At 68.8% G+C, this 25287-nt stretch carries 22 protein-coding genes and 2 tRNA genes; 11 read left to right on the forward strand and 13 right to left on the reverse strand.

Going from position 1 to position 25287, the window contains the following annotated elements; translation table 11 throughout:
- The first annotated feature begins 45 nt into the window (after positions 1-45).
- Positions 46-1860 carry a Stk1 family PASTA domain-containing Ser/Thr kinase gene (gene pknB, locus KM842_RS13280; protein WP_301183799.1) on the forward strand — a complete coding sequence of 605 codons (1815 nt, stop codon included), beginning with the start codon at positions 46-48 and terminating at the stop codon, positions 1858-1860.
- A gap of 285 nt (positions 1861-2145) precedes the next feature.
- Here pknB and KM842_RS13285 read toward each other — a convergent pair whose 3' ends face one another.
- Positions 2146-2793: an anthranilate synthase component II gene (locus KM842_RS13285; protein WP_216259080.1), complete on the reverse strand. Its 648-nt coding sequence runs from the start codon at positions 2791-2793 to the stop codon at positions 2146-2148.
- Between the two features lie 82 nt (positions 2794-2875).
- Here KM842_RS13285 and KM842_RS13290 point away from each other — a divergent pair, with 82 nt between their 5' ends.
- Positions 2876-3130, forward strand: a complete 255-nt coding sequence (locus KM842_RS13290) for a cell division protein CrgA (protein WP_216259083.1) — start codon at positions 2876-2878, stop codon at positions 3128-3130.
- Positions 3131-3592: 462 nt separating this feature from the next.
- Here KM842_RS13290 and KM842_RS13295 read toward each other — a convergent pair whose 3' ends face one another.
- Both KM842_RS13295 and KM842_RS13300 read right to left on the reverse strand, forming a co-directional pair.
- A complete protein-coding gene (locus KM842_RS13295; RefSeq protein WP_253206133.1) occupies positions 3593-4300 on the reverse strand; it encodes a rhomboid family intramembrane serine protease in 708 nt (235 codons plus the stop codon).
- A gap of 149 nt (positions 4301-4449) precedes the next feature.
- Positions 4450-4989 carry a peptidylprolyl isomerase gene (locus KM842_RS13300; protein ID WP_216259087.1) on the reverse strand — a complete coding sequence of 180 codons (540 nt, stop codon included), beginning with the start codon at positions 4987-4989 and terminating at the stop codon, positions 4450-4452.
- A gap of 114 nt (positions 4990-5103) precedes the next feature.
- Here KM842_RS13300 and KM842_RS13305 point away from each other — a divergent pair, with 114 nt between their 5' ends.
- Positions 5104-5664 carry a hypothetical protein gene (locus tag KM842_RS13305; protein ID WP_216259089.1) on the forward strand — a complete coding sequence of 187 codons (561 nt, stop codon included), beginning with the start codon at positions 5104-5106 and terminating at the stop codon, positions 5662-5664.
- A gap of 829 nt (positions 5665-6493) precedes the next feature.
- Here the strand turns inward: KM842_RS13305 and KM842_RS13310 are convergent.
- The 10 genes from KM842_RS13310 to dnaA all read right to left on the reverse strand — a co-directional run bounded on the left by KM842_RS13310 (position 6494) and on the right by dnaA (position 18006).
- Positions 6494-6566: transfer RNA gene (locus tag KM842_RS13310), tRNA-Ala, on the reverse strand.
- Positions 6567-6619: 53 nt separating this feature from the next.
- A tRNA-Ile gene (locus tag KM842_RS13315) sits at positions 6620-6696 on the reverse strand.
- A gap of 73 nt (positions 6697-6769) precedes the next feature.
- Positions 6770-7177, reverse strand: coding sequence for a DUF3566 domain-containing protein (locus KM842_RS13320; RefSeq protein WP_216259091.1), 408 nt, complete (start codon positions 7175-7177; stop codon positions 6770-6772).
- Complete coding sequence (gyrA, locus tag KM842_RS13325) at positions 7170-9854, reverse strand: DNA gyrase subunit A (RefSeq protein WP_216259093.1); 2685 nt, start codon at positions 9852-9854, stop codon at positions 7170-7172. The genes KM842_RS13320 and gyrA overlap by 8 nt, the downstream gene beginning before the upstream one ends.
- 112 nt (positions 9855-9966) lie before the next feature.
- Positions 9967-11988 (reverse strand): DNA topoisomerase (ATP-hydrolyzing) subunit B, encoded by a 2022-nt coding sequence (gyrB, locus tag KM842_RS13330; protein WP_216259094.1) that lies wholly within the window; start codon positions 11986-11988, stop codon positions 9967-9969.
- 133 nt (positions 11989-12121) lie between these two features.
- Positions 12122-12622: a DciA family protein gene (locus KM842_RS13335; RefSeq protein WP_216259095.1), complete on the reverse strand. Its 501-nt coding sequence runs from the start codon at positions 12620-12622 to the stop codon at positions 12122-12124.
- Entirely contained in the window at positions 12622-13932 is a 1311-nt protein-coding gene (gene recF, locus KM842_RS13340) for a DNA replication/repair protein RecF (protein ID WP_216259097.1), read from the reverse strand. Before recF ends, KM842_RS13335 begins: the two co-directional genes overlap by 1 nt.
- Positions 13933-13968: 36 nt before the next feature.
- On the reverse strand, positions 13969-14856 hold the full coding sequence (gene gnd / locus KM842_RS13345) for a phosphogluconate dehydrogenase (NAD(+)-dependent, decarboxylating) (protein WP_216259099.1): 888 nt from the start codon (positions 14854-14856) through the stop codon (positions 13969-13971).
- Between the two features lie 70 nt (positions 14857-14926).
- Positions 14927-16087, reverse strand: a complete 1161-nt coding sequence (dnaN, locus tag KM842_RS13350; protein WP_216259102.1) for a DNA polymerase III subunit beta — start codon at positions 16085-16087, stop codon at positions 14927-14929.
- Between the two features lie 461 nt (positions 16088-16548).
- A complete protein-coding gene (gene dnaA / locus KM842_RS13355) occupies positions 16549-18006 on the reverse strand; it encodes a chromosomal replication initiator protein DnaA (protein ID WP_216259104.1) in 1458 nt (485 codons plus the stop codon).
- A gap of 521 nt (positions 18007-18527) precedes the next feature.
- Between dnaA and rpmH the strand changes: the two genes are divergently transcribed.
- The 8 genes from rpmH (at position 18528) to KM842_RS13395 (ending at position 23565) form a co-directional block, all read left to right on the forward strand.
- Positions 18528-18665, forward strand: a complete 138-nt coding sequence (gene rpmH / locus KM842_RS13360) for a 50S ribosomal protein L34 (protein WP_043595303.1) — start codon at positions 18528-18530, stop codon at positions 18663-18665.
- A 17-nt stretch (positions 18666-18682) separates the two neighbouring features.
- On the forward strand, positions 18683-19033 hold the full coding sequence (gene rnpA / locus KM842_RS13365; RefSeq protein WP_216259106.1) for a ribonuclease P protein component: 351 nt from the start codon (positions 18683-18685) through the stop codon (positions 19031-19033).
- Positions 19030-19395, forward strand: coding sequence for a membrane protein insertion efficiency factor YidD (gene yidD / locus KM842_RS13370; RefSeq protein WP_216259108.1), 366 nt, complete (start codon positions 19030-19032; stop codon positions 19393-19395). The genes rnpA and yidD overlap by 4 nt, the downstream gene beginning before the upstream one ends.
- 8 nt (positions 19396-19403) lie before the next feature.
- Complete coding sequence (gene yidC, locus KM842_RS13375) at positions 19404-20378, forward strand: membrane protein insertase YidC (protein ID WP_216259109.1); 975 nt, start codon at positions 19404-19406, stop codon at positions 20376-20378.
- The gene (locus KM842_RS13380; RefSeq protein ID WP_216259112.1) at positions 20375-20905 is read left to right on the forward strand and encodes a Jag family protein; all 531 of its coding nucleotides are present in this window, start codon (positions 20375-20377) and stop codon (positions 20903-20905) included. Before yidC ends, KM842_RS13380 begins: the two co-directional genes overlap by 4 nt.
- Positions 20902-21555, forward strand: a complete 654-nt coding sequence (gene rsmG, locus KM842_RS13385) for a 16S rRNA (guanine(527)-N(7))-methyltransferase RsmG (protein WP_216259113.1) — start codon at positions 20902-20904, stop codon at positions 21553-21555. Before KM842_RS13380 ends, rsmG begins: the two co-directional genes overlap by 4 nt.
- Before the next feature lie 88 nt (positions 21556-21643).
- Positions 21644-22576 carry a ParA family protein gene (locus KM842_RS13390; protein WP_253206134.1) on the forward strand — a complete coding sequence of 311 codons (933 nt, stop codon included), beginning with the start codon at positions 21644-21646 and terminating at the stop codon, positions 22574-22576.
- The gene (locus KM842_RS13395) at positions 22576-23565 is read left to right on the forward strand and encodes a ParB/RepB/Spo0J family partition protein (protein ID WP_216259116.1); all 990 of its coding nucleotides are present in this window, start codon (positions 22576-22578) and stop codon (positions 23563-23565) included. Before KM842_RS13390 ends, KM842_RS13395 begins: the two co-directional genes overlap by 1 nt.
- Positions 23566-25287: the final 1722 nt, after the last annotated feature.

Genomic DNA, 25287 nt, shown 5'->3' on the forward strand with positions numbered 1-25287 from the left:
AAACCCCTGCCGTACACTTGCTCGGACGGACATTCGGAGGAGTACGTGCCAGAAGGTGTGACCGCGGGGATCACCCTCCTCGCCAACCGTTACGAGATCGGTGACGTCATCGGTCGAGGGGGCATGGCCACCGTCCACGTCGGGACCGACACTCGTCTCGGTCGGCGCGTGGCGGTCAAGCTGCTCAAGCCGAGCCTGGCGAACGACCCGGCGTTCCGGACCCGCTTCCGGCAGGAGGCGCAGGCGGCCGCCCGCATGGCCCACCCGACTATCGTGCGCGTGTACGACGCCGGCGAGGAGACCGTGCGCGAAGCCTCCGGCGCCGAGGTCCAGGTGCCGTTCATCGTCATGGAGTTCGTCGAGGGCCGTCCCCTCAACGAGATCGTCGCCGAGGGTCCGGTCGTCCCGGACGAGGCCGCGCGCATCGTCGAGGGCATCCTGACCGCACTCGAGTTCTCGCACCGGGCCGGCGTCGTCCACCGCGACATCAAGCCCGCGAACGTGATGATCACGCACTCCGGCCAGGTCAAGGTGATGGACTTCGGGATCGCCCGCGCCATCACGGACACCTCGGCCACGGTGGCGCAGACCACGTCGATCCTCGGGACGGCCTCGTACTTCTCGCCGGAGCAGGCGCGCGGCGAGACCGTGGACGCCCGGACCGACCTCTACTCGACCGGCATCGTCCTGTTCGAGCTGCTCACCGGCCGTCCGCCGTTCCTCGGTGCGTCGCCGGTCGCCGTCGCGTACCAGCACGTCAGCGAGCAGCCCGTGGCCCCGTCGACGATCACCTCGACGGTGTCCCCGGCACTCGACGCCGTGACGCTGCACGCCCTCGTGAAGGACCGCAACCGTCGATTCCAGAACGCGGCGGAGTTCCGTCGCGACCTGCAGCAGGCAGCCGCCGGCCACGTGCCCACCTCGTCGAAGAAGGCTGCCGCTGCCGCCGCCGACGACGCCTCCCTGCTCTTCGGCGTGAACCCGCGCGCCGCCGCGAACGCGGACGTCGCGTTCCGCGAACTGGACGACACCCAGGAGCGCCCGCCCCAGCGCACGCAGAACCGGCCGCCGGTCGCGTGGATCTGGCTCGGTATCGTCCTGACCGTCGCGGTCATCGCGGCCGTCGCCTACTTCGTCGTGAACCTCGAGCCGGGCAAGGCGCCGGTCAGCTCCTCGGTCAAGGTGCCAAGTGTCTCGGGGCAGAGCTACCGCGAAGCGCGCGCGACCCTGCGGGAACGCGGGCTGACGCCGATCGGGGTCCAGGAGAGCTCCGACAAGGTCGCCCGCAACATGGTCATCCGCTCCGAGCCCGGTACCGGGACGGCGGTGGCCCGCAAGCAGGAGGTCCGCCTCATCGTCTCGACCGGCCCGGAGCAGGTCACGGTCCCCGACGTGACGTCCCAGCCACAGGACGCCGCGACCAAGGCACTCGAAGACGCCGGCTTCACGGTCGGTGCCGTCACCTCGGACTACTCGACCTCCGAACGCGAGGGGACCGTACTCAGCACCGATCCCGACTCCGGCGGGGCACTGGCGAAGGGGACCGTCATCGACCTCGTCGTGTCGAACGGCAAGGTCCAGCTCCCCGACGTCACGCAGCAGCCGATCACCACCGCACTGGCCCGGCTCGCCGAGCTCGGGCTCACCGCGCAGTCGACACCGTCGAACGCGTGCACGGGCAACACGGTCACGCAGCAGAGCGTGCCGGCCAGCGACGTGGCGCAGGGCAGCACCGTCATGCTCACGTACTGCGCCGCTCCCGCCCAGCCGTACCGGCAGCCCTCGGCCCCGGCGAACGGCGGGGACCAGAACGGCGGCGGAGACCAGGGCGACGGCGACCAGGGCGACGGCGGCGACTGACCGCTCCTCTCCCGACGGACCAGCACTTCCGCACAGTCGCGGCGAGGGGCGTCCGGCACGCTGTGCGTGCTCCGCTCCACACCGCGGACTGAGCGACGGCGCCGCACGTCGGCCGCGTCGTCGGCCAGGAGGCTCGGCACCGACAGCCGGCAGCGGTCCTGTCGGCCAGGTGGTCGGCCTGGTACTCGACCTCGTCCGGCCGCCAGCTACTGGCGGCTCGCGGCTCGCGGCTGGCGGCAGCCGGCGGAGCCGACCGTGGCCGGCGGCGACAGCGGCCGGAGGCCGTCAGTCCGCGGTGCGTCCAGCGATGAGCGGACCGAGTCCGGCCGCACGCTCGGCGGCGCCACCGAGGCCCGTGGTCTCGAGCCAGTTGCCCACCATCCGGTAGCCGCCCTCGGTCAGGACGGACTCGGGGTGGAACTGCACGCCGTACACCGGCGCTCCGCGGTGCTGGACACCCATGATGACGCCACCCGCCGTCCGAGCGGTCACCGTCAGCTCGTCGGGCACGGTGCCGTCGACGATCGCCAGCGAGTGGTACCGCGTGGCCGTGAACGGGTGCGGGACACCGGCGAACAGCAGGCTGTCGTCGTGGTCGACCTGGGAGGTCTTGCCGTGCATGAGCTCCTCGGCGTGCGTCACCGTGGCACCGAGGGCCTCGGCGATGGCCTGGTGCCCGAGGCAGACGCCGAGCAGGGGCTTGTCGGCAGCGACGGCGGCACGCACCGTCGGGATCGACACCCCCGCGTCGGCAGGGGTGCCGGGGCCGGGCGACAGCAGCACGCCGTCGTACTCGGCGATGCGGTCGGCGATCTCGTCCGCGGCGAAGGCGTCGTTCCGCACCACGTCGGTGTCGGCGCCGAGCTGCTGGACGTAGCCGTTGAGGGTGTACACGAAGCTGTCGTAGTTGTCGACGACGAGGATCTTGGTCATGGGCCGTTCACCGTACTCGTGGGGGATGTGAGCAGACTCCGTCGGGCCCGAGCTCACGCGTGGTGACGGTAGGATACCGGCCATGGCCATGGACAAGGACCGCACCAAGCCCGCCCGGAAGACCCGAGCCGACTCGGTCGACACTGCGGGGGACCAACCGAACCCCGTGTGGTTCAAGCCCGTCATGTTCGGCTTCATGCTCATCGGGCTCGCCTGGGTCATCGTCTTCTACGTGTCCGGAGGCACGCTCCCGGTCCCGACGCTGAACTCGTGGAACATCCTCATCGGCTTCGGCATCATGTTCGTCGGCTTCCTCATGACGACCCGGTGGCGCTGACCCCCGGCCACAGCGCTCCCCGACGCCCGTCGCACCTCGTGGTGCGGCGGGCGTCGTCGTCTTCCCCGTCGCTGCCCCCGCCGCAGCGTCTCTCCACAGGGGAAGGTCGCCTTTGGCGCCGGTCAGGAGGCTTGACCCGCGTTCTCCACAGTTCCGCACGTTCTTCACACGGTTTTCCACACCATGGCCGCTGAGTTCTCCACAGGCTCGTCCACAGTGGGGATAATCACACCCGTGTAACTCACCGGTTTGTCCACAGTTGTGGAGAACTTCGAGGTGGAGTGTGGAGAACGGCGTTCCACGGGAGACACCCAGTACTACCGATGCGCGCGGCAGCCTCTCCGTCGCTGACGGCCTTCTCCGCCGGCGCCCGGATGTCCGCCAAGACTCCTCCGGAACGCAAGAACGCCCCACTGCCGGAGCAGTGGGGCGTTCTCGGGACCGGCCGGAGGCCGGGCGGCGTCAGCCGACGGTGACCGCGTACCCGACGAAGCAGAGCGCGATGGCGACCACTGCCTCCAGGACGAGCAGTCCCGTCTGCAGGCCGCGCTGCCGGATGTTCCGGGTCCGGGCGAACACGAAGCCCGTCACGAAGCCGGCCAGGATGCCGCCGACGTGTGCCTGCCACGAGATGTTCGTCCCGGGCAGGAACCCGATGACCAGGTTCAGCCCGATGATCACGAGCAGCTGGACCGCGTTGTTGCCGAGGCTCCGCTGCAGGACGAAGAACGCCGCGAACAGACCGAAGATCGCTCCGGACGCGCCGACCACCCAGGTGCCGGGAGCCAGGAACGTCACGAGCATCGAACCGCTGATGCCCGCGATGAAGTACAGCGCCAGGAAGCGCCACGTCCCGAGCATGTTCTCGAGCATCCGCCCGAAGATGAACAGCGCCCACATGTTGAACAGGATGTGGAAGACACCCGAGTGGACGAACAGCACGGTGACGATCCGCCACGGTTGCGTGGGGAGCAGCGCCGAGTTGTACGCGAGCCACTGGCTCAGGAACCCGCCGGACAGGCGGTCCAGGAGCCAGACGATCACCGAGACGGCGATCAGCACGACCGTCGCCTTCTGGTCGAGCATCGCGAACCGACGCCGAGCGACCGTCAGGCTGCTCGGGCCGGAGGCGCGTCGGTTCTCCGTGAACCGTGCGCGCTGTTCACGCACGCACTCGGGGCAGTGCACTCCGACCGCTGCCGGCGTCTGGCACTCCGGGCAGATGGTCCGCCCGCAGCGCTGACAGAGCACGAAGCTCTGCCGGTCCGGATGCCGGTAGCAGGTGTTCGACGAAGCAGCAGTCGGATCGGTCACCCGGGTCAGACGTCCTCGACGTCGATGCTCTGGATGACGACGTCCTCGACCGGCTTGTCGCGACCGTCGGTCGGGACGCCCTCGATCGCGTCGACGACGGCACGCGACTCGTCGTCGGCGACCTCACCGAAGATGGTGTGCTTGCCCTGCAGCCAGGGCGTCGCCACCGTGGTGATGAAGAACTGCGAGCCGTTGGTGCCACGGCCGCCCTGGATGCCGGCGTTCGCCATGGCGAAGATGTACGGGTTCTGGAACGTGAGCTCCGGGGAGATCTCGTCGTCGAAGCGGTAGCCCGGGCCGCCGATGCCCTGGCCGAGCGGGTCGCCGCCCTGGATCATGAAGTCCTTGATGATGCGGTGGAAGACGACACCGTCGTAGAGCTTGTCGGTCGACACCTTGCCGGTGCCGGGGTGCGTCCACTCCTGCGTGCCGGTCGCGAGACCGACGAAGTTCTGGACGGTCTTCGGGGCGTGGTTGCCGAAGAGGTTGACGCGGATGTCGCCCTTGTTGGTGTGGATCGTTGCGACAGCGGTGTGCAGAGACATGACCCGATTCTGTCATGTGGGGCTGGGTCTGCACGGGACGCACAGCGGAGGTTCTGTGACCTGTCAGGCGGTCCGGTGGCAGGATGGGGTCACGTCGACCCATGGAGGTACCGAATGTCGATCGAGATCCCGCGCAAGCGTCGGAAGCAGATCAAGAAGCTCAAGGGCAAGACCGCGTCGCTCCTCGGTGAGCAGCGCAAGGTCCTGGAGCACGCGAACGCGATCCTGGCCGAGGCCCGGGGGCACGCCGCAGATGCTGCCCGGAAGGACCTCGCTCCCCGCGTGCAGAACGCCATCGACAACGGGATCCGTCCCGCGGTCGCAACGGGTGTGCACGCCGCCACCTCGGCTGCGCAGAGCGCGTCGCACCGTTTCCAGTCCGAGGTCGTTCCCGGCCTCATCTCGACCGCTGGCTCCGTGCTCAGCGTCGGGGACCTGGCGAAGGACCCGCGCGTCCAGAAGATCGTGAAGGAAGCGCAGAAGCGCGGCGGGAAGCTCATCAAGCAGGCTCCCGTCCCGCAGAAGAAGGGCATCGGTTTCGGTGGGGTCGCCCTCATCGTCGTCGGTGTCGTGGCCGTCGCCGGTGCTGCGTACGCCGCGTACCAGACGCTCCGCGCTGACGACGACCTCTGGGTCGCCGATGATGCGGACACCGCGGGCAAGCCCGCCGCCTGACCTCCCTTGGTTCGTACGAAGGGCCCCGGCACTGCGCCGGGGCCCTTCGTCGTTCCCCCAGCGTCAGCTGTGGTCGCCCTAGCGGCCGAGATCGCACGACTCGCCACGCCCCCGGCGCTGAGGTCGCACGACTCGCCGCCACCCGGGCGCCCAGGTCGCACGATCCGCCGCACGAACCCTTCCGGAGCGACAGAACGTGCGACCTCGAGTCTCAGGTGGCGCTGTCGTCGACGCGGGGTCGAACGGTGTCGGACCGCAGAGGTCCTCACCGGCACGATGCCGACTCGCCAGCGCCCGAGGTTGCACAACACGCTGCACCCGCGACGCTCACGTCGCACATCCGGCCGCCGCGAGACGATCCGAGCGGCAGAACATGCGACCTCGGCCGCCCACCGAGAGGCATGCGGGCACGCGGGCACGCGGGCACGCGGGCGACGATGACCCGGGAGCTCTTGAACAGAGACCGAACAGCCCGAGTGGCTGCGAGACTCGCCGTCTCACCGCCCGCACCCGAGGTCGCGCAACACGCCGCAACCACCGCGCCGAGGTCGCACGAACCGTCGCCGCACGGCGCGAACCATGCGACAGTCCGTGCGACCTCGGCACCAGACCGCAGCCGGCGTACCGGGGTCGCGCAACACGCCGCAACCACCGCGCCCAGGTCGCACGAACCGTCGCCGCACGTCGAACCAGGCGGCAGTCCGTGCGACCTCGGCACGAGACACCGCCGCCGGCATTCAAACAGCACGCACGCACGGCAGCGCCGACGAACGCGACGACCGACCAGGCCGAACGAGGAACGAGCGGAGCAGAGCTCACGCAGCGGGAGTGGAGCCTAGGAGATTCGAACTCCTGACATCTGCCTTGCAAAGGCAGCGCTCTACCAACTGAGCTAAGGCCCCGGAACGGCCGATCCGGCCGCCGTGTCGGGATCACCGACGCGGGAGTTGAGTTGTGGTGGGGCTACAAGGACTTGAACCTTGGACCTCTTCGTTATCAGCGAAGCGCTCTAACCGCCTGAGCTATAGCCCCTCAGACCGGATGAAAGCCTACCGCACGATCGCGCTGGAGCGAAATCGAGGCGGTCGGCGCCACCCGGACCGGGTCAGTTGTTGGTGAAGCCCACGAGCACGCCGCCCGTGATCCGCACGCTGAGGTTGTACAGGACGCTGATGATGGCGCCGAGTACGGTCCCGACGACCACGTTGAGGATGCCGACCACGATCGAGAACCCGAGCACCTGGCCCAGCGAGAACTGGTCCATGATCGAGTAGCTGTTCTGCCCGGTGACGTCCTTCAACAGGCTGTCGATCTGGGAGAAGACGCCCGTCTGGTTGAGGATGATCCACACCAGCGCGGTGGCGACGATGATCACGATCGACCCGGCCAGGGCGATGAGGAAGGACAGCTTCACCATCGACCAGAAGTCGACGTACACCAGGCGGAGTCGGACCTGACGAGTGCCGACGGGCCGCTTCGCCTTCCGCTGGAGCTTCTCGGCGACACTACTCATTGCTTGACTCGTCCTCTCCGGCCTCGACAGGCGCGGCGTCGGTGGGCAGGCCTTCCGTGGAGACTTCCTCCACGAGCGCTGCGTCGGCGGCGTCGGCGACCGCGTCGTCCGGGCTGACGGTCTCGACCGGGCCCGCGGGCTCGATCTCGGCGTCCTCCTGGTCGTCCAGGTTCCGCTCACTGTTGCGCGCGACGGCGATGATCCGGTCGTTCTCCGCGAACCTCGCGAAGACGACCCCCATCGTGTCGCGGCCCTTGGCGGGGACCTCGGCCACGGCAGACCTTACCACCTTGCCCGATTGCAGCACGACGAGCACCTCGTCGTCCTCGCCGACGATGAGCGCCCCGACGAGGTCACCCCGGTCGGCCGCGAGACGAGCGACCTTGATGCCGAGTCCGCCGCGTCCCTGGATGCGGTACTGGTCGACGGAGGTGCGCTTGGCGTACCCGCCCTCGGTCATGACCCACACGAAGCCGTCGTCCGACACGACCGACGCCGACAGCAGGGTGTCGTCCTCGCGGAAGGACATGCCCTTCACGCCGGAGGTCGACCGACCCATCGGCCGGAGCGTGTCGTTCGTCGCGGTGAAGCGGAGCGACATGCCGCGGCGGGAGACGAGCAGCAGGTCGTCGTGCTCGTCGACGAGCAACGCCGAGCGGAGCTTGTCGCCCTCGCGCAGGTTGATCGCGATGATGCCGCCGGTGCGGTTCGTGTCGTACTCGGTCAGGGCGGTCTTCTTCACGAGACCCTGCTCGGTCGCCAGCACGAGGTACTGCGCGGCCTCGTAGTCGCGGATGTCGAGGACCTGCTGGATCTGCTCGTCGGGCTGCATCGCCAGCAGGTTCGCCGAGTGCTGACCCTTGGCGTCACGGCCGGCTTCCTGCAGCTCGTACGCCTTGGCCCGGTACACGCGGCCCTGGTCGGTGAGGAAGAGCAGCCAGTGGTGCGTCGTCGTCACGAAGAAGTGCTCGACGACGTCGTCCGCACGGAGCTGGGCGCCGCGGACCCCACGGCCACCGCGGTGCTGCGAGCGGTACTGGTCGCTCCGCGTGCGCTTCACGTAGCCACCGCGGGTGATGGTGACGACGACCTCTTCCTCGGGGATGAGGTCTTCCATGCTCATGTCGCCGTCGAAGCCGAGCATGATCTCGGTCCGGCGGTCGTCGCCGAAGCGGTCGACGATCTCGGTGAGCTCCTCGACGATGATCGTGCGCTGGCGCTCCGGGCGGGCGAGGATGTCCTCGAAGTCCGCGATCTTCAGTTCGAGGGCCTCGGCCTCCTCGTGGATCTTCTGGCGCTCGAGGGCGGCCAGACGACGCAGCTGGAGTTCGAGGATCGCGCGGGCCTGGATCTCGTCGACGGAGAGCAGCTCCATCAGGCCGTTGCGCGCCTCCTCCACGTCGGGCGAGCGACGGATGAGGGCGATGACCTCGTCGAGGGCGTCGAGCGCCGCGAGGTAGCCGCGCAGGATGTGCGCGCGCTTCTCGGCCTCGCGCAGGCGGAACTGGGTCCGCCGGACGATGACCTCGACCTGGTGGTCGACCCACGCCGAGATGAAGCCGTCGAGCGCCAGGGTGCGGGGCACACCGTCGACGATCGCGAGCATGTTCGCGCCGAAGTTCTCCTGCAGCTGCGTGTGCTTGTACAGGTTGTTGAGCACGACCTTGGCGACGGCGTCGCGCTTGAGCACGATGACGAGGCGCTGCCCCGTGCGGCCCGAGGTCTCGTCGCGGATGTCGGCGACGCCGGCGAGACGGCCGTCCTTGACGAGCTCGGCGATCTTGATCGCCAGGTTGTCCGGGTTGACCTGGTACGGCAGTTCGGTGACGACCAGGCACGTGCGGCCCTGGATCTCCTCGACGTTCACGACGGCACGCATCGTGATCGACCCACGACCGGTCCGGTACGCGTCGACGATGCCGCGGGTGCCGAGGATCTGCGCCCCGGTCGGGAAGTCCGGTCCCTTGATGCGCTGCATGAGCGCCTCGAGGAGTTCCTCGCGCGTCGCCTCCGGGTGCTCGAGCGCCCAGACGGCGCCCGCGGCGACCTCGCGGAGGTTGTGCGGCGGGATGTTCGTGGCCATGCCGACCGCGATGCCGACCGAACCGTTGACGAGCAGGTTCGGGAACCGGGACGGCAGGATCGACGGCTCCTGCGTGCGACCGTCGTAGTTGTCCTGGAAGTCGACGGTCTCTTCCTCGATGTCCCGCACCATCTCGAGCGCGAGGGGGGCCATCTTGGTCTCGGTGTACCGGGGTGCGGCGGCGCCGTCGTTGCCCGGGGAGCCGAAGTTGCCCTGGCCGAGCGCGAGCGGGTACCGCAGCGACCACGGCTGGACGAGCCGGACGAGGGCGTCGTAGATGGCGCTGTCACCGTGCGGGTGGAACTGGCCCATGACGTCGCCGACCACGCGCGAGCACTTCGAGAAGGCTCGGTCGGGACGGTACCCACCGTCGTACATCGCGTAGATGACTCGGCGGTGCACCGGCTTCAGGCCGTCGCGCACCTCCGGCAGGGCGCGTCCGACGATGACCGACATCGCGTAGTCGAGGTACGAGCGCTGCATCTCGAGCTGCAGGTCGACCTGCGAGATGCGGTCACCGGAGACGACGATGTCCCCGCTGGAGCCGTGCACGATCTCGGGCTCGTCGGCGCCGTTCTCGTTGTCGTCAGCCATGTGCTTGCGTTGCCTTCCTTGACAGCCTGGAGGCTCGTCGTCCGTCGGTCGCGCCGGGCGCGACCACGAGGGGTCGGGACGGGTCGACGCGGCGTGCGCCGCGCCTCCCGGCCTAGATGTCCAAGAAGCGGACGTCCTTCGCGTTCTGCTGGATGAACTGGCGACGCGACTCGACGTCCTCGCCCATCAGCGTCGCGAAGACGCTGTCCACCGCGGCGGCGTCCTCGAGCGTGACCTGCAGGAGCGTGCGGGTGTCCGGGTTCATCGTGGTGTCCCAGAGCTCCTTGTAGTCCATCTCGCCGAGGCCCTTGTAGCGCTGGATCCCGTTGTCCTTCGGGATGCGCTTGCCGGCGGCGATGCCGGACTGCAGCATCGCGTCACGCTCACGGTCGCTGAACACGTACTGGTCGGCCGCGTTCGTCCACTTCAGCCGGTACAGCGGCGGCTGCGCGAGGTACACGTATCCGCGCTCGATGAGCGGGCGCATGTAGCGGAAGAGCAGCGTCAGCAGCAGCGTCGTGATGTGCTGGCCGTCGACGTCGGCATCGGCCATCAGCACGATCTTGTGGTACCGGGCCTTGTCCGGGTCGAAGTCCTCACCGATGCCGGCGCCGAACGCCGTGATCATCGACTGGATCTCCTGGTTCGCCAGCGCACGGTCGAGGCGGGCCTTCTCGACGTTGAGGATCTTGCCGCGCAGCGGCAGGATCGCCTGCGTCATCGGGTTGCGCCCCTGCACGGCGGAACCACCGGCGGAGTCGCCCTCGACCATGAAGATCTCGGACAGCGTCGGGTCCTTGGACTGGCAGTCCTTGAGCTTGCCGGGCATGCCGCCGGACTCGAGGAGGCCCTTGCGCCGCGTGGTCTCGCGCGCCTTGCGGGCGGCCAGTCGCGCCTGGGAGGCCTGGATCGCCTTGCGCACGACGTCGCGCGCCTGCGTCGGGTTGCTCTCGAACCAGTGGGTGAGCTCGGCGCCGACGACGCGCTGCACGAAGCCCTTCGCCTCGGTGTTGCCGAGCTTCGTCTTGGTCTGGCCCTCGAACTGCGGTTCGCCGAGCTTGACGGAGATGACGGCGGTCAGGCCCTCGCGGATGTCGTCACCCGTGAGGTTGTCGTCCTTCTCCTTGATGATCTTCGCCTCGCGCGCGTACTTGTTCACCAGGTACGTCAGCGCCGCGCGGAATCCCTCTTCGTGGGTGCCGCCCTCGTGCGTGTTGATCGTGTTCGCGAAGGTGTGGACGCTCTCCTGGTAGGAGGTGTTCCACTGCATCGCGACCTCGAGCGCGATCTTGCGCTCGGTGTCCTCGGCCTCGAAGCCGATGACGTCCGGGTGGACCAGGTCGGCCTTCTTCTGCGCGTTGAGGTACTCGACGTAGTCGGCGAGGCCCCGCTCGTAGCGGAAGGAGTCCTTGCGCGCCTCCTCGCCCTCGACCGGCGTGCGCTCGTCGGTCAGCGTGATGCGCAGGCCCTTGTTGAGGAACGCCATCTGCTGGAACCGGGTTCGGAGCGTCTCGTAGTCGAACTCGACCGACTCGAAGATCTCGGCGTTCGGCCAGAACGTGATCGTGGTGCCGGTCTCGTCGGAGGCTTCATCCTGCGAGAGCGGCGCGACGGGCACACCGTCGGTGTAGCTCTGGCGCCAGACGTGACCCTGACGACGGACCTCGACGTCGAGCTCTGAGCTCAGCGCGTTGACGACCGACGAACCGACGCCGTGCAGACCACCGGAGACCGCGTAGCCACCGCCGCCGAACTTGCCACCGGCGTGCAGCACGGTCAGGACGAGCTGGACGGTCGAGATGCCCTCGTTCGGGTGGATGTCGACCGGGATGCCACGGCCGTCGTCGACGACGCGGACGCCGCCGTCCTCACGGATGGTGACGTCGATGGTGTCGCAGTACCCGGCGAGGGCCTCGTCGACGGAGTTGTCGACGATCTCCTGCACGAGGTGGTGGAGACCACGGGGACCGGTCGAGCCGATGTACATGCCCGGGCGCTTCCGGACGGCTTCGAGGCCCTCGAGCACCTGGATCTGGTCTGCGCCGTACGATGGTTCGCTCCGGGGAGCCTGCTCCTGCGGCTGGCCCTCGTCACTCTGCGGATCGCGCTGGTCGTCGTCAGATTCAGATGTCATGTCGGGAGTGCTCCTGCCTGCGCACGGAACACCCGCGCACTGCACTCGCCAGTCTACCGCAGAGCGGCCTCCGTCCGGGGGCCGTACGCCTCACAGAGCGACGAATCTCAGACGGATGGATGATTTCGTCTGGTCAACCGTAGGTATCGCGGGGGCCGCGCCCCTGGACGGACCTGAGGCCGCGTTTCCACGTGGGGGCGTCGGGGCCGGAAACCCGGATCGACTCCACGCCCGCCGCCGGGTACCGCTGCGCGATGGTCGTGGTGACCGTCCCCCGCATGAGCCGGAGCTGCGTCGCCCAGGCCGTCGAGTCGCACCGGATCACCAGTGCGCCCTCCTCGATCGTGACCGGCGTCGAGTGCTTCGCGAGCTCCTCGCCGACCACGCTCGGCCAGTCGACGAACAGTTCGGAGCGGGCCAGGGGCTCGGTCCAGCCGAGCTCCGCCGTGAGGGCGCCCATCACGTCGCCGAGTCCGGCCGGCTCCCGCCCGCGGCCGTAGGGCACCGAGTCGGGGTCCTGGCCGGCGGCCCGGCGGCGCCGGGCGTCGATGCCGCGCTTGGAGGGGTCGCCGAAGACGGCCTTGAAGTGCTGGTAGACCCGGGAGGGTTCCGCTGGCTTCCAGGGCTTGGGCATCAGGACGCCGTCCCGGTCGTGGTCGGTCCGGAGGCGTGGCCCGCGTCCGCCACGGCGCCCGCGCCGGACAGGTCCGCGCCGGACAGGTCCGCGCTGTTCGCTGCGCCCGCGCGATCGGAGCCTGTGGTCCGGTCGACGTCCGCGCCGTCGGTGACGATCGCGCCCGCCTCGATGCGGACCGTGTGCGCCGCGAGCTGCGGCGGCACGTCCCCGTGCACGGCGGCCGTGATGAGCACCTGCTCGTAGTCGGCGACCGCTCCGGCCAGGCGTTCCCGGCGGGACTCGTCGAGTTCGGCGAAGACGTCGTCGAGGATGATGATGGGGTCGCCGAGCGAGGACTCCGCGCGCAGGATCGTCGCTGAGGCCAGCTGGACCGCGAGCGCGAACGACCACGACTCCCCGTGACTGGCGTACCCGCGTGCCGGTAACCCGTTCAGCTCGAACAGGACGTCGTCGCGGTGGGGCCCGGTGAGCGTCAGTCCGCGGTCGAGCTCGTCGCGGCGACGGCGCTCGAGCGCTGCCCGGAAGGCGTCCGCCGCCGAGGTGACCGTGACCGGCTCCTCGGGGGTGCCGAGCACCGGGTCGGTCGCGGCCGCGTCCTCCGGGTCGGCGCCGCGGACGCTGAGGACGCCGGCGATCGTCGCCTGGTGCCGCTCGCCGGCGACGGTCGCGTAGGACTCGGTCACGAAGGGTGCGAGCCGGCGGGTGAGGTGGTCACGCGCCGCGATGATCTCGGCGCCGAACGCGACGAGCCGGTCGTCCCAGACGTCGAGCGTCGAGAGCGCCCCGGCCTTCGCACCGGTCGCCCGCGCCGACTTGAGGAGGGTGTTGCGCTGCCGGAGCGTGCGGTCGTAGTCGGCCAGCACGCCCTGCATGCGCGGTGCGATCTGCACGAGCAGCTCGTCGATCATGCGGCGCCGGCCGGACGGTTCGCCGCGGACGAGCGCCAGGTCCTCCGGGGCGAACAGCACGCTCGTGCAGTACCGCGGGAGTTCGCGGGGCTTGATCGCCGACCGGTTCACCTGCGCGCGGTTCGACCCCGTGCGGTTGATCTGCACCTCGGCGAGGATGCTGCGGTCCTCGTGCGCCAGGCGTGCCCGGACGATCGCCGAGTCGCACCCCTGACGGACGAGCGCGGCATCGGTGGGGACGCGGTGGGACCCGAGGGTGGAGAGGTACCCGATGGACTCCACCAGGTTGGTCTTGCCCTGGCCGTTGCGGCCGACGAACAGGTTCGGCCCGCGTGCGAAGTCGACGTCCGCCTCCCGGTAGTTCCGGAAGTCGGAGAGCTGGAGATGGTCGACGTGCACGCGGGCCGAGACGGGTCGAGGGGGTGCCCCGACCGACTACGCCTTCTTGACGGCGTGGCCGCCGAACTGGTTGCGGAGCGCCGCGACGGCCTTCATCGTCGGGGACGCGCTGCCCTGACGCGAGACGAAGCGCGCGAAGATCGACGCCGAGATCGCCGGCATCGGGACCGCGTGCTCGATGGCCTCCTCGAGGGTCCAACGACCCTCGCCGGAGTCCTCGACGTAGCCCTCGATGGCGTCGAGGCGCGGGTCCTCGTTCAGCGCGAGGACCATGAGCTCGAGCAGCCAGGAGCGGACGACCGTGCCGCGCTGCCAACCGGCGAACACGGCGGGGACGTCGGTGATGATGTCCTTCGCCTCAAGGAGCTCGTAGCCCTCGCCGTACGCCTGCATGATCGCGTACTCGATGCCGTTGTGGACCATCTTCGCGTAGTGCCCCGCGCCGATGCCGCCCGCGTGGGAGAAGCCCTCTTCGCGGGGACCCTCGGGACGGAGTGCGTCGAAGACGGGCATGGCGAACTCGACGTCCTCGGCCGCGCCGCCGACCATGAGGCCGTACCCGTTGTCCTTGCCCCAGACACCACCGGAGACACCGGCGTCCATGTAGCGGATGCCGTTCGCGGCGAGCTGCTCGGCGTGGACGGTGTCGTCCAGCCACTTCGAGTTGCCACCGTCGATGACGAGGTCGCCCTCGCCGAGCACGCCGGCGAGGTCGGTGATCACGTCGTCGGTGATCTTGCCGTGCGGGACCATCACCCACACGAGCTTCTTGCCCTCGGGGAGGGCTGCTGCCAGGGCGCCGAGGTCGGCGACGTCGGACACGGCGGGGTTGGCGTCGTAACCGGTCACCTCGATCCCTGCGTTGCGGAGACGGGCACGCATGTTGTTGCCCATGCGACCGAGGCCGACAAGACCGATGTGCATGATTTCCTCTTCTTCGTCGATGTCGCGCTGATGCCGGTGTTCGCGCGTCAGCGCAGGATGCCTGTTGCGGCTAGCGCAGCAGCAGGTTGGGCTGCAGCAGGTACCGGTACCCGTCCGTCGCCGGTTCCTCTCGCGAGGACTGGCCGGTGATCAGCACCGGGCCCGGCTTGTTCGGGTTCTCCGTCTTGGTGAAGGAGATCCGGACGAACTCGGAGTGCACCGCGTTCAACCCGTCCAGGAGGAAGGCCGGCTTCAACGAGACCACCGTCTCCTCACCGGTCAGCAACGCATCGATCGACTCTGATGCCTGCGCTTGTTCGGAACCGATCGCCTCGAGCGTGAGCCCGTCGACCGAGAAGGAGAACCGGAGCGCGGCTTCGCGCTCCAGGACGAGGGAGACCCGTCGGACGGCCTCGACCAGTTCCGCGGTGTTGATCACCGCGTGGTCCTGGACCGTCTCGGGGAAGAGCCGACGCACCGGCGGGTAGTTGCCCTTGATGAGCAGCGAGGTCACGGTCTTGTCGTCGGCGTGGAACGCGATGAGCTCGCGGTCGGAGCCGCCGCTGATGGACACGGACACCGTCGAGGCCGAGCCGAAGGTGCGGCCCACCTCCTGCAGGGTGCGTGCCGGGACCAGGGCGTGGAGGGTCGTGGCCGCGTCGCCGTCGGCGGCCGGACGACCCGAGTCCCACTGGATGGTGCGGACCGCGACGCGGTAGCGGTCGGTCGCGATGAGCGAGACGTCGTGCTCACCGACCTCGAGCTGGACGCCCGTGATCACCGGGGTGACGTCGTCGCGGCTCGCCGCGACGGCCACCTGCGAGACGGCTTCCGAGAAGGAGTCGCCCGGGATGACACCCGTCTGCGGACCGATCTCGGGGAGCGTCGGGTACTCCTCGACGGGCATGGACAGCAGCGTGAAGTGCGCCGAGCCACAGGTGACCGTGATGCGGGAGTCCTCGGTGGAGAAGCTGACCGGGGCGTTCGGCAGTCGGCTCGCGATGTCGTTCAGGAGACGGCCGGAGACCAGCACAGTGCCGGGATCGTCGATCTGTGCGGCGATCGAGGTCTGCGCCGAGACCTCGTAGTCGAACGAGGAGAGCGTGAGCCGGTCGCCCTCGGCGTGGATCAGCACGCCGGAGAGGATCGGGAGGGTCGTGCGCTGTGGGAGGAGCTTCACCGCGAAGGAGACGGCTTCGGAGAAGACGTCCCGGTTGACCTCGAACTTCACAGCGTGGACCCCTGTCGATCGGTTGACTGCCCGGCCGCCCCATTGTGGCACAGCGGCGGCAGACCGCGGATTCCTGTCGTTCGGCCCTCCACAAGGTTGGCCCAGGGAGAGGGAGAGAGAAGAGAGGAGTAATGGTCTTAACGCCTGTGCACACTGTGGACAACTCTGGGGATGCCGCTCCACGACTGGGAACTACAACCGTGTGACTTGTTGGTGGCGTGTGAGCGCCCTCTGGATGAGGATGGATCATCTATCCACTTCCATCCCCAGTTTCCACAACCACCCCTCCTGCTGTGTACAAGCGGGCGGCGTGTCCTCCACAGTTATCCACAGGCTTTCCACATTGTGGGGAATCCGCCGCATGGAACCGTCTCAGATGGTGGACGCACGCAGAAGGAGGCCGATCCCGGGTCTGGGACGGGCCTCCTGGAAGGGGGGTGGCGGGCGCGGAACGCGGACCGCTAGCGGTACCGGCGGTCCTGCTTGATGCGGCTCGTGAGCTCCGTCACCTGGTTGTAGATCGAGCGCCGTTCCTTCATCAGCTCCGCGATCTTCTTGTTCGCGTACATGACCGTGGTGTGGTCGCGGTTGCCGAAGAGCTGGCCGATCTTGGGCAGCGACAGGCTCGTCAGCTCCCGGCACAGGTACATGGCGATCTGGCGTGCCGTCGCGATCGCCTGCGAACGGGACGACCCGTAGAGGTCGTCGACCGAGAGCTTGAAGTACTCCGCGGTGTGGTTGATGATGTCCGTCGGCGCGATGACGTTGTCCTCGTCGAGGGTGATCAGGTCCTTGAGGACCGTCTGCACCAGCGCCATGTCGACGGCGGTCCGGTTCAGGCTCGCGAACGCGGTGACCCGGATGAGCGTGCCCTCGAGCTCGCGGATGTTGCTCGACACCTTCGACGCGATGAACTCGAGGATGTCGTCCGGCACCTGCAGGTGGTCGGACTGCGCCTTCTTGCGGAGGATCGCGATGCGCGTCTCGAGGTCCGGGGCCTGGACGTCGGTGATGAGCCCCCACTCGAAGCGGCTGCGCATCCGGTCCTCGAAGCCGGTCAGGTGCTTCGGCGCGACGTCCGACGTGATGACGACCTGCTTGTTGTGGTCGTGCAGCGTGTTGAACGTGTGGAAGAAGGCCTCCTGCGTGGAGTCCTTCCCCTGCAGGAACTGGATGTCGTCGATCAGCAGGATGTCGATGTCGCGGTACCGCTGCTGGAACTGGTTCGAGCGGTTGTTCGCGATCGAGTTGATGAAGTCGTTGGTGAACTCCTCGCTGGACACGTACCGGACGCGGATGCCCGGGTACAGGCTCTCGGCGTAGTGGCCGATCGCGTGCAGGAGGTGGGTCTTGCCGAGACCCGAGTCGCCGTAGATGAAGAGCGGGTTGTAAGCCTTGGCGGGCGCCTCGGCGACGGCGACGGCCGCGGCGTGGGCGAACCGGTTCGAGGCACCGATGACGAAGTTGTCGAAGTTGTACTTCGGGTTGAGCCGGGACTCGGGGCGGCCGCTGGTGCCCGGGGAGTCGACCTGGCTCGGGACGAAGGGCGCTTCGATGTACTGGCGCGGTGCGGCGCTCTGCTGGACTTGCTCCTGCACGGGTTCGGCGTACGAGGGCACGGCGACGGCGTCGACCCGCGGCTCCGATGCCATGTCCGGGTTCACCGTGATGGCGAAGTTCGCGACGGAGTCGTCGCCGATGCGGGCGACGGCCTCGGTGATGGGCACCCGGATCCGCTGCTCGAGCATGCCGCGGGTGAGGTCGTTCGGGACCTCGAGGTACAGGGTTCCGGCCAGCACGCCCTTCGGCTCGACGAGGTTGAGGAAGCCGTGCAGCTGCGGCGTGATCCGGTCGTCGTCGGACAGGATGCCGAGCACTGACGACCAGAGGTCCTCGACGGGGTCGGCCGGCATCGTCATCTCGCGCTGGTCTCCTGGTCTGGTCGCTGGTTGCGGCTTCGGGTGTGCTTCGCCGCTCGGCGGGAGGGCGCGACGTGCTGGGGCTGGTGCTGTGCTGGTGTCCGTGTCACCGCGACGCGCGCACCGTGCCGGTGCCACCCCGCGTTCGTCGGACGGTCGGGACTCCGCGTCCGCACCGGCCCGTGGTCGCGGGCCGGCGGACTTCCCACAGGGTTGTCCACAGTGTGCTCCACGGCCCGCTGGACGGTGACCGAGGGGGTACTCCCCCGCAGTACCGGGCTTCCGGCCGTGCGGTGACACAACTGTAAAGGACCGGAGCGCGTCGCACCGAACGGAAGTTGTCCCCAGTGTGGAGAAACCCGGTGGTGCGTGCGGTGGGCCGGGAGGGGACGACCGACCATTTGACCTCCCAGCCGTCGTCATCTACCGTTGTCCAGTTGACTGCGGCCGTTCGGTCGCGCCTTCCGCGTCAACCAACGCATACGTGACGGCTCGCCGCGAGCAGCCGTGTGGAGATCATCATGAGCAAGCGCACCTTCCAGCCGAACAACCGCCGCCGCGCCAAGAAGCACGGCTTCCGGGCCCGCATGCGCACCCGCGCCGGGCGCGCCATCCTCGCCGCACGTCGCGGCAAGGGGCGCACCGAGCTCTCCGCCTGATCCGCGGAGTCCTCGTCGTGTTGGCCCGAGCCAACCGCATCGTCCGAGGCGACGACTACCGAACGGTCGTGCGCCGTGGCCGCAGGAGCGCCACGGCGCACGCCGTCGTGTCGGTGGTCCGTCGCCTCGACGACGATCGCGGTCCCACCAGGTTCGGGTTCATCGTGGCGAAGACGGTCGGGAACGCGGTCACGCGCAACCTGGTGCGCCGCCGCATGAAGGCGATCGCGCACGGGCTGCTCCCGAGCGCGCCGCTCGGGTACGACGTCGTCGTGCGCGCACTGCCAGCCGCCGCGCAGGCCGGGTGGCCTACCCTGCTCGAAGACATCTCGCGCTCCTTCGCGCGCGGTGTGGAGAAGGCAGCATGAACCGGTTCCTCTGGGTCCTCGCGTTGCTCCCACGCAACGCGTGCGTCGTCGTGCTCCGGGCCTACCGTGCGGTGGTCTCGCCGCTCTACGGCAACGTCTGCCGCTACCACCCCTCCTGCTCCCGGTACGCGCTCGAGGCCATCCAGCAGTACGGCGTCGTGCGCGGGTCGGCCATGGGCGCCTGGCGCATCGCGCGCTGCAACCCCTGGGCCGCCGGTGGCATCGACGACGTCAGGGAACGTCGCCGCCCCTTCAACGTCAGTCGGTTCGGGTTCGTGCTCGCGCCGATCCCGCAGCAACAGCAGACCTCGGGCGGTCCGGTCCGCCCGGTGCTGCTCCCCCAGCGCACTCGAAAGGCGTGACCGTCCCCATGGACCTCATCGGTACGATCCTCTGGCCGCTCAAATGGGTGGTGTCCGCGATCCTCGTCGGATTCCACTGGATCTTCGAGTCCCTCGGGATGGACGCCTCGGCGGGCATCACCTGGGTCCTGTCGATCATCTTCCTGACCTTCGTGGTCCGCGCCGCGCTGATCCCGATCTTCGTGCGCCAGATCAAGTCGCAGCGCCGCATGCTCGAGGTCGCGCCGCAGCTGAAGAAGATCCAGGACAAGTACAAGGGCAAGAAGGACCAGTTCTCGCGTGAGGCGATGTCCCGCGAGACCATGGCGCTCTACAAGGAGACCGGGACGAACCCGCTGAGTTCCTGCCTGCCGTTGCTCATCCAGATGCCGATCTTCTTCTCGCTGTACTCGGTGCTGCACGAGGCGCAGATCAACAAGACCGGCATCGGCCTGCTCTCGAGCGACCTGGCGAAGTCCTTCGGCAACGCGTCCCTGTTCGGCGCCCCCCTGCACGAGACCTTCACGAACGCGGGCGGCTGGGAGGTCCGCGTCATCGCCGGCGTCATGATCGTCGTGATGACGGCCTCGCAGTTCATCACGCAGCTGCAGCTCGTCGCCAAGAACATGTCCCCGGAGACCAAGGAGTCTCCGATGTACCGCCAGCAGAAGATGATGCTGTACATCCTCCCGCTGGTCTTCGTCATCTCGGGTCTCTCGTTCCCCCTCGGCGTCATGTTCTACTGGCTCGCCTCGAACGTCTGGACGATGGCGCAGCAGTACTTCGTCATCCGCAGCATGCCGACGCCCGGGTCCGAGGCCGCCCTCGCCCGCGAGGCCCGACTGGCCAAGAAGGCCCAGCGTCGCGGGACGCCGGCCACCGCCGGGGTCCTCACCGAGGCCGGCACGGGTGCCTCCGTCGCCGAGGTGGAGGCCCGTGTCACCACCCAGCGCCAGCAGCCGGTCGGCAAGAACCGCGCCAAGAAGAACGGGAAGACCAAGTGACCGAGCAGGACACCGCAGCCGTCGTCGACACCACCGACGACGAGCAGCACCTCGGACAGGCAGCAGTGGACGGCGACGAGGAGAGCCGCGACGAAGCGGACATCGCCGCCGACTACATCGAGGAGCTCCTCGACATCTGCGACCTCGACGGCGACATCGAGATCGAGGAGCGCCAGGGGCGGGTCTACCTCACGGTGACGGACGACGGTGAAGCGCTCCGTGTCCTCGCGAAGCCGGACACGGTGTCGGCCCTGCAGGAGCTCACCCGGATCGCCGTGCAGGCGGAGACGGGCGAGTTCAGCCGTCTCATCCTGGACATCGGTGGATCGCGGGATGCCCGTGCGACGGAGCTGCAGCGCCTCGTCGACACCGCGGTCGAGCGCATCGAGGCCGGTTCGACCACGGCTGCGCTGCCCCCGATGTCGTCCTACGAGCGCAAGCTCGTGCACGACCTGGTCGCCGAGAAGGGCTTCCGCTCGGAGTCCGAGGGCGAGGGTCGGGACCGTCACACGGTCATCACGCGATGACCGAGGTCGGTTTTCCTGACGCGCCGGTACTCGAATCCGAGCCGGCGGTCGCCGCGACGCTCTTCGGAGACCGCATCGACGTCGCGCGCTCGTTCACGAACGAGCTCGCGCGCCGCGGTGAGGAGCTCGGGCTGATCGGCCCACTCGAGCTGCCGCGGCTGTGGACGCGACATATCCTCAACTCTGCCCTTGTCGCTCCGCTCCTGGAGGCAGGAGGCACGGTGGGAGACGTCGGTTCCGGTGCGGGCCTCCCGGGCTTGGTCCTGGCCATCGCCCGTCCTGATGTGTCGATGACGCTCATCGAGCCGATGGAGCGCCGGGTGGAGTGGTTGTGCGGTGAGGCCGGTCGGCTCGGTCTCGAGAACGTCACGGTCGTCCGAGCCCGCGCTGAGGACGTGGCCGACGAACTCGTCCTCGACCAGGTGACTGCCCGGGCCGTGAGTGCTCTGTCGAAGCTCATCCCGCTGACCGTGCCGCTCGTGCGTTCGGGCGGGCAGCTGATCCTCATGAAGGGCGCACGCGTCGATGACGAGGTCGCCGCGGCCCGCAAGGTGATCCTTCGCAAGCGCCTCGAAGACGTCGAGGTCCTGGAGCTCGGAGTGGGTGTGGTCGAGGAGACCACGCGCGTCTTCCGGGCTACAGTTGACTGACGCCACCGATCCGGTCTGATCGGAGCCGGTCGCCCACGGCGGCTGTGCGATGCCGCTTCGTCGGTCTGCGCGTCGGGGCGACGGCCCAATGTTCCACGTGAAACACAGACCGGGGAAGAGGCACTCGTTGAGTTCATCGACCGACTACGACGCGTCGACGCCCTTGGCGCGGGAGATCGCCGATCTGAACCGCCGTCGGCGTGCGATCGCCACCCAGCAGTTCCCGCTACCGGACAAGACCCGCGTGGTGACGGTGTCGAACCAGAAGGGTGGCGTCGGCAAGACGACCACCACGGTGAACCTCGCGGCGGCGCTCGCACACGGCGGAGCGCGGGTGCTCGTGATCGACCTCGACCCGCAGGGCAACGCCTCCACCGCACTCGGCATCGACCACCAGGCGGAGGTCGCGAGCATCTACGACGTGATCGTGGACGAGGCGCCGATGGCCGACACGGTCCAGCGCTCCCCCGAGTCCGACACCCTGTGGTGCGTGCCGGCGACGATCCACCTCGCGGGCGCCGAGATCGAGTTGGTCTCCCTGGTGGCGCGCGAGCAGCGACTCCGCACCGCCCTCGACCAGTACCTCGCGTCGGTCGACGAGCCGTACCACTACGTCTTCATCGACTGCCCGCCCTCGCTCGGCCTGCTGACCATCAACGCGTTTGTGGCCGCGAAGGAAGTCCTGATCCCGATCCAGTGTGAGTACTACGCACTCGAGGGCTTGAGCCAGCTCCTGCGCAACATCGAGCTCATCGAACGGCACCTCAACCCGAACCTCGCCGTGTCGACGATCCTGCTGACGATGTACGACGGCCGGACGAATCTGGCGAACCAGGTGGCGAACGACGTCCGGACGCACTTCGGCGACCAGGTGCTGAAGGCCATGATCCCCCGCTCGGTCCGCGTCAGTGAGGCGCCGAGCTACGGGCAGAGCGTCGTGTCCTACGACGTGAACTCGTCCGGATCACTCTCTTACCTGGAAGCGGCGGCGGAGATCGCAGAACGAGGAGCGAAGCACTGATGGCACCCAAGCGGACTGGCCTCGGGCGCGGTATCGGCGCTCTCATCCCGACGGTAGACGAGCACCAGGAGCGTCCCGTCGACGTCTTCTTCCCGACCGGCGGTACCTCCGCTGCCGATGCCAGCGCGGCAGGCAGCCAGGTCGGCACGGCTGAAGAGCTGCTCGCGGTGCCGGGCGCTCGGCTCGCAAACCTCAACCCCCTCGACATCGTGCCGAACGCGCAGCAGCCGCGGAAAGAGTTCCGCGAGGAGGAGCTGCAGGAACTCGTGCACTCCATCCGGGAGATCGGTCTCCTGCAGCCGATCGTCGTGCGCCCGATCCCCGGCGCCTCCGGCACGGATCCGCAGTACGAGCTCATCATGGGCGAGCGCCGTCTCCGCGCGACGAAGGAACTCGGTCTCGCCACGATCCCCGCGATCGTCAAGGACACCCCTGACGACGCCATGCTCCGCGACGCCCTGCTCGAGAACCTGCACCGCGCGCAGCTCAACCCGCTCGAGGAGGCGTCGGCCTACCAGCAGCTCCTTGCCGACTTCGGCATCACGCAGGAGCAGCTCGGACAACGCATCGGTCGCTCGCGGCCGCAGATCACGAACACCATCCGCCTGCTCCGGCTCCCTTCCCCCGTCCAGCGTCGGGTGGCAGCAGGTGTGCTGTCGGCCGGGCACGCTCGGGCGATCCTCGCGGCCCCCGACGCTGAGGCGATGGAGTACCTCGCCGAGAAGATCGTGAACGAGGACCTGTCGGTCCGCGCGGCTGAGGCGATCGCGCAACAGCTCTCGACGAAGACTCCGGCGAAGACCCCGGCGGCGCCGTCGAAGCGGCAGGTGCACTTCAACGACATGGCTGAGCGGCTCGGCGATCGTCTCAACACCCGCGTGAAGATCGCCGTCGGTGCTCGAAAGGGCTCGGTCACGATCGACTTCGCGACGCCGGCCGACCTCGACCGCATCCTGGGTGAGCTCGGGGTGCAGGACCTCGCGGGCTGAGGAGCCCGGCCCCACGGCGCTGTGCGCTCGTGTGGGGCTGGAGCACGGGTCGAGCCGACTCGGGATAGGGTCCGCGAGCGCAGGGCGGTCAGGCGCCCGTGCACGGCGTCGATGGACCATGCTGCGGCGGCGCGGAGGTAAGTCCAGACCCGGGCGGGTGGTTCGAACGCGCGGCGACGAGGTGCGAGCGTTGGACGCAGCACGCGCTGGCGGAACCAGGAGCGCTGACGGCCGCGGCGCTGGTCCTGATGTCCAGGCCGTCCTCGACAGGCGGTCTCCACCCGACCGCTGAGCGTGCGCCGTCAGCGGATGACGGTCGTCGGCACTCCAGAAGGACCAGGGTTGCAGTCGGAACGGTGTCGTCAGCTGAGCCACAGGCCCGCTCGGCGCCCCGTAGCGACTCGGTGGACAGGGCCCCGCGTGATCTGCAGCACACGGAAGCTCTGTGGATGATCGCTCGGTAGCTCACCTGTGTCCCGGCTCCGTTGATCGGCGAGTGGTCCTGCGTCGGACCGCTCGTTCCTCGCTCGGCGGCCTCCGGTCCGGTCACCTCGTCGTCCCGTCGTCTGATCACCACGACGTGCGTGTGCGACCGCGGCCCGACGGGGGTCTCTCCTCGCTTGCCACTCGACCCTCTGCCCACAGTCGTTCACAGTCGATCGGAGCCGCGCTCCCCCGTCACCGGACCCGTGGCACGCAGCACTCATCGTCGGACTCGTGGTACCCGGCACCCGCTAACCGCCGACCGGTGCCGCTCCGCGGTGATGGTCAGCGGCGATCGGCGATCGCCGATCCGCGATCCTCGACTACGGCCCGTCCCCGCCGCCCGTCGTTCGGCCGCTCCCACGCGCCGCCGAACGTTCGTCCGCCCCGTGCGCCGCCGGATGTCCGTCCCCTCCTGCGTGCCGCCGGACGTTTGACTGCCCCTGCGCGCAGCCCGGTGTCTGTCCCCTCCTGCGTGCCGCCGGATGTTCGTCCGCCGCCGCGCCGCCCGACGTTTGGCCCCTCCTGCGCGCCGCCGGATGTTCGTCAGCCCGCGCGCCACCCGGTGTGTTCTGTCCGCCCCGCGCGCCGCCCAACGTTTGTCCGGCCCGCGCGCCCGTCAGCTCAGCGCCGGCCGGCCGATCGGGGTCCCCGAGATGTGCCCTGTCGTTGAACTGCGCACAGATGTGTCGCCCGCTCACTGGAGAGCTGTCGCCCGGGCATCGGTACCGAGCGCTGGATGCCGAGGTCCGGTCGCATCTCCCTGTGCGGACAGTGCCATCTCTCCTGCTGAACTCGTTGCAGGACCCTGTGAGCGCAGTTCTGGCGAGATGGATGAATCTGGAAGCGTCGGCATCGGGGTCCGCTTTTTGCCGGCTCAGGAGGGCTGGTTGAGGTTCCGTACCCATCTCGTGGCCGGTGGGCAGCTTCCGCGGCGGGAAGAGCGGGCCGATGTTCCACGTGAAACCTGTTTGGAAGGCCCAGCTAGACGCCCACGAGGCACCCTGCCGGGGTGGATGCCACGCGGGAGCATCGCCCCCTCGCAGAGAGGGCGGCGTTGCCCCGACTTCGCCGCGAAGTTACGGCTCCGCGGGTAGCCATGGGTTGAGAGCGCACTGCCCAGCTCCCCCCAGACCTTCTGTGCTTGCCGAAGCCTCCTGCGCAGAGCGCCGGGTGCGCGAGTCGCTGGCCGCAGCAGCGGCGTGGAGCTCGCTAGATCCCTCGCGAGAGGTCCGGGTA

The organism is Curtobacterium sp. L6-1 (assembly GCF_018885305.1).
Lineage (GTDB): Bacteria > Actinomycetota > Actinomycetes > Actinomycetales > Microbacteriaceae > Curtobacterium > Curtobacterium aetherium.

What these genes read in the sequence shown, in the direction of transcription:
- KM842_RS13285 (WP_216259080.1), bottom strand. Translation starts at nt 2,793, where the DNA reads ATGACCAAGATCCTCGTCGTCGACAACTACGACAGCTTCGTGTACACC.
- KM842_RS13290 (WP_216259083.1), top strand. Translation starts at nt 2,876, where the DNA reads ATGGCCATGGACAAGGACCGCACCAAGCCCGCCCGGAAGACCCGAGCC.
- KM842_RS13300 (WP_216259087.1), bottom strand. Translation starts at nt 4,989, where the DNA reads ATGTCTCTGCACACCGCTGTCGCAACGATCCACACCAACAAGGGCGAC.
- KM842_RS13305 (WP_216259089.1), top strand. Translation starts at nt 5,104, where the DNA reads ATGTCGATCGAGATCCCGCGCAAGCGTCGGAAGCAGATCAAGAAGCTC.
- KM842_RS13320 (WP_216259091.1), bottom strand. Translation starts at nt 7,177, where the DNA reads ATGAGTAGTGTCGCCGAGAAGCTCCAGCGGAAGGCGAAGCGGCCCGTC.
- gyrA (WP_216259093.1), bottom strand. Translation starts at nt 9,854, where the DNA reads ATGGCTGACGACAACGAGAACGGCGCCGACGAGCCCGAGATCGTGCAC.
- gyrB (WP_216259094.1), bottom strand. Translation starts at nt 11,988, where the DNA reads ATGACATCTGAATCTGACGACGACCAGCGCGATCCGCAGAGTGACGAG.
- KM842_RS13335 (WP_216259095.1), bottom strand. Translation starts at nt 12,622, where the DNA reads ATGCCCAAGCCCTGGAAGCCAGCGGAACCCTCCCGGGTCTACCAGCAC.
- gnd (WP_216259099.1), bottom strand. Translation starts at nt 14,856, where the DNA reads ATGCACATCGGTCTTGTCGGCCTCGGTCGCATGGGCAACAACATGCGT.
- dnaA (WP_216259104.1), bottom strand. Translation starts at nt 18,006, where the DNA reads ATGACGATGCCGGCCGACCCCGTCGAGGACCTCTGGTCGTCAGTGCTC.
- rpmH (WP_043595303.1), top strand. Translation starts at nt 18,528, where the DNA reads ATGAGCAAGCGCACCTTCCAGCCGAACAACCGCCGCCGCGCCAAGAAG.
- yidD (WP_216259108.1), top strand. Translation starts at nt 19,030, where the DNA reads ATGAACCGGTTCCTCTGGGTCCTCGCGTTGCTCCCACGCAACGCGTGC.
- yidC (WP_216259109.1), top strand. Translation starts at nt 19,404, where the DNA reads ATGGACCTCATCGGTACGATCCTCTGGCCGCTCAAATGGGTGGTGTCC.
- rsmG (WP_216259113.1), top strand. Translation starts at nt 20,902, where the DNA reads ATGACCGAGGTCGGTTTTCCTGACGCGCCGGTACTCGAATCCGAGCCG.
- KM842_RS13390 (WP_253206134.1), top strand. Translation starts at nt 21,644, where the DNA reads ATGTTCCACGTGAAACACAGACCGGGGAAGAGGCACTCGTTGAGTTCA.
- KM842_RS13395 (WP_216259116.1), top strand. Translation starts at nt 22,576, where the DNA reads ATGGCACCCAAGCGGACTGGCCTCGGGCGCGGTATCGGCGCTCTCATC.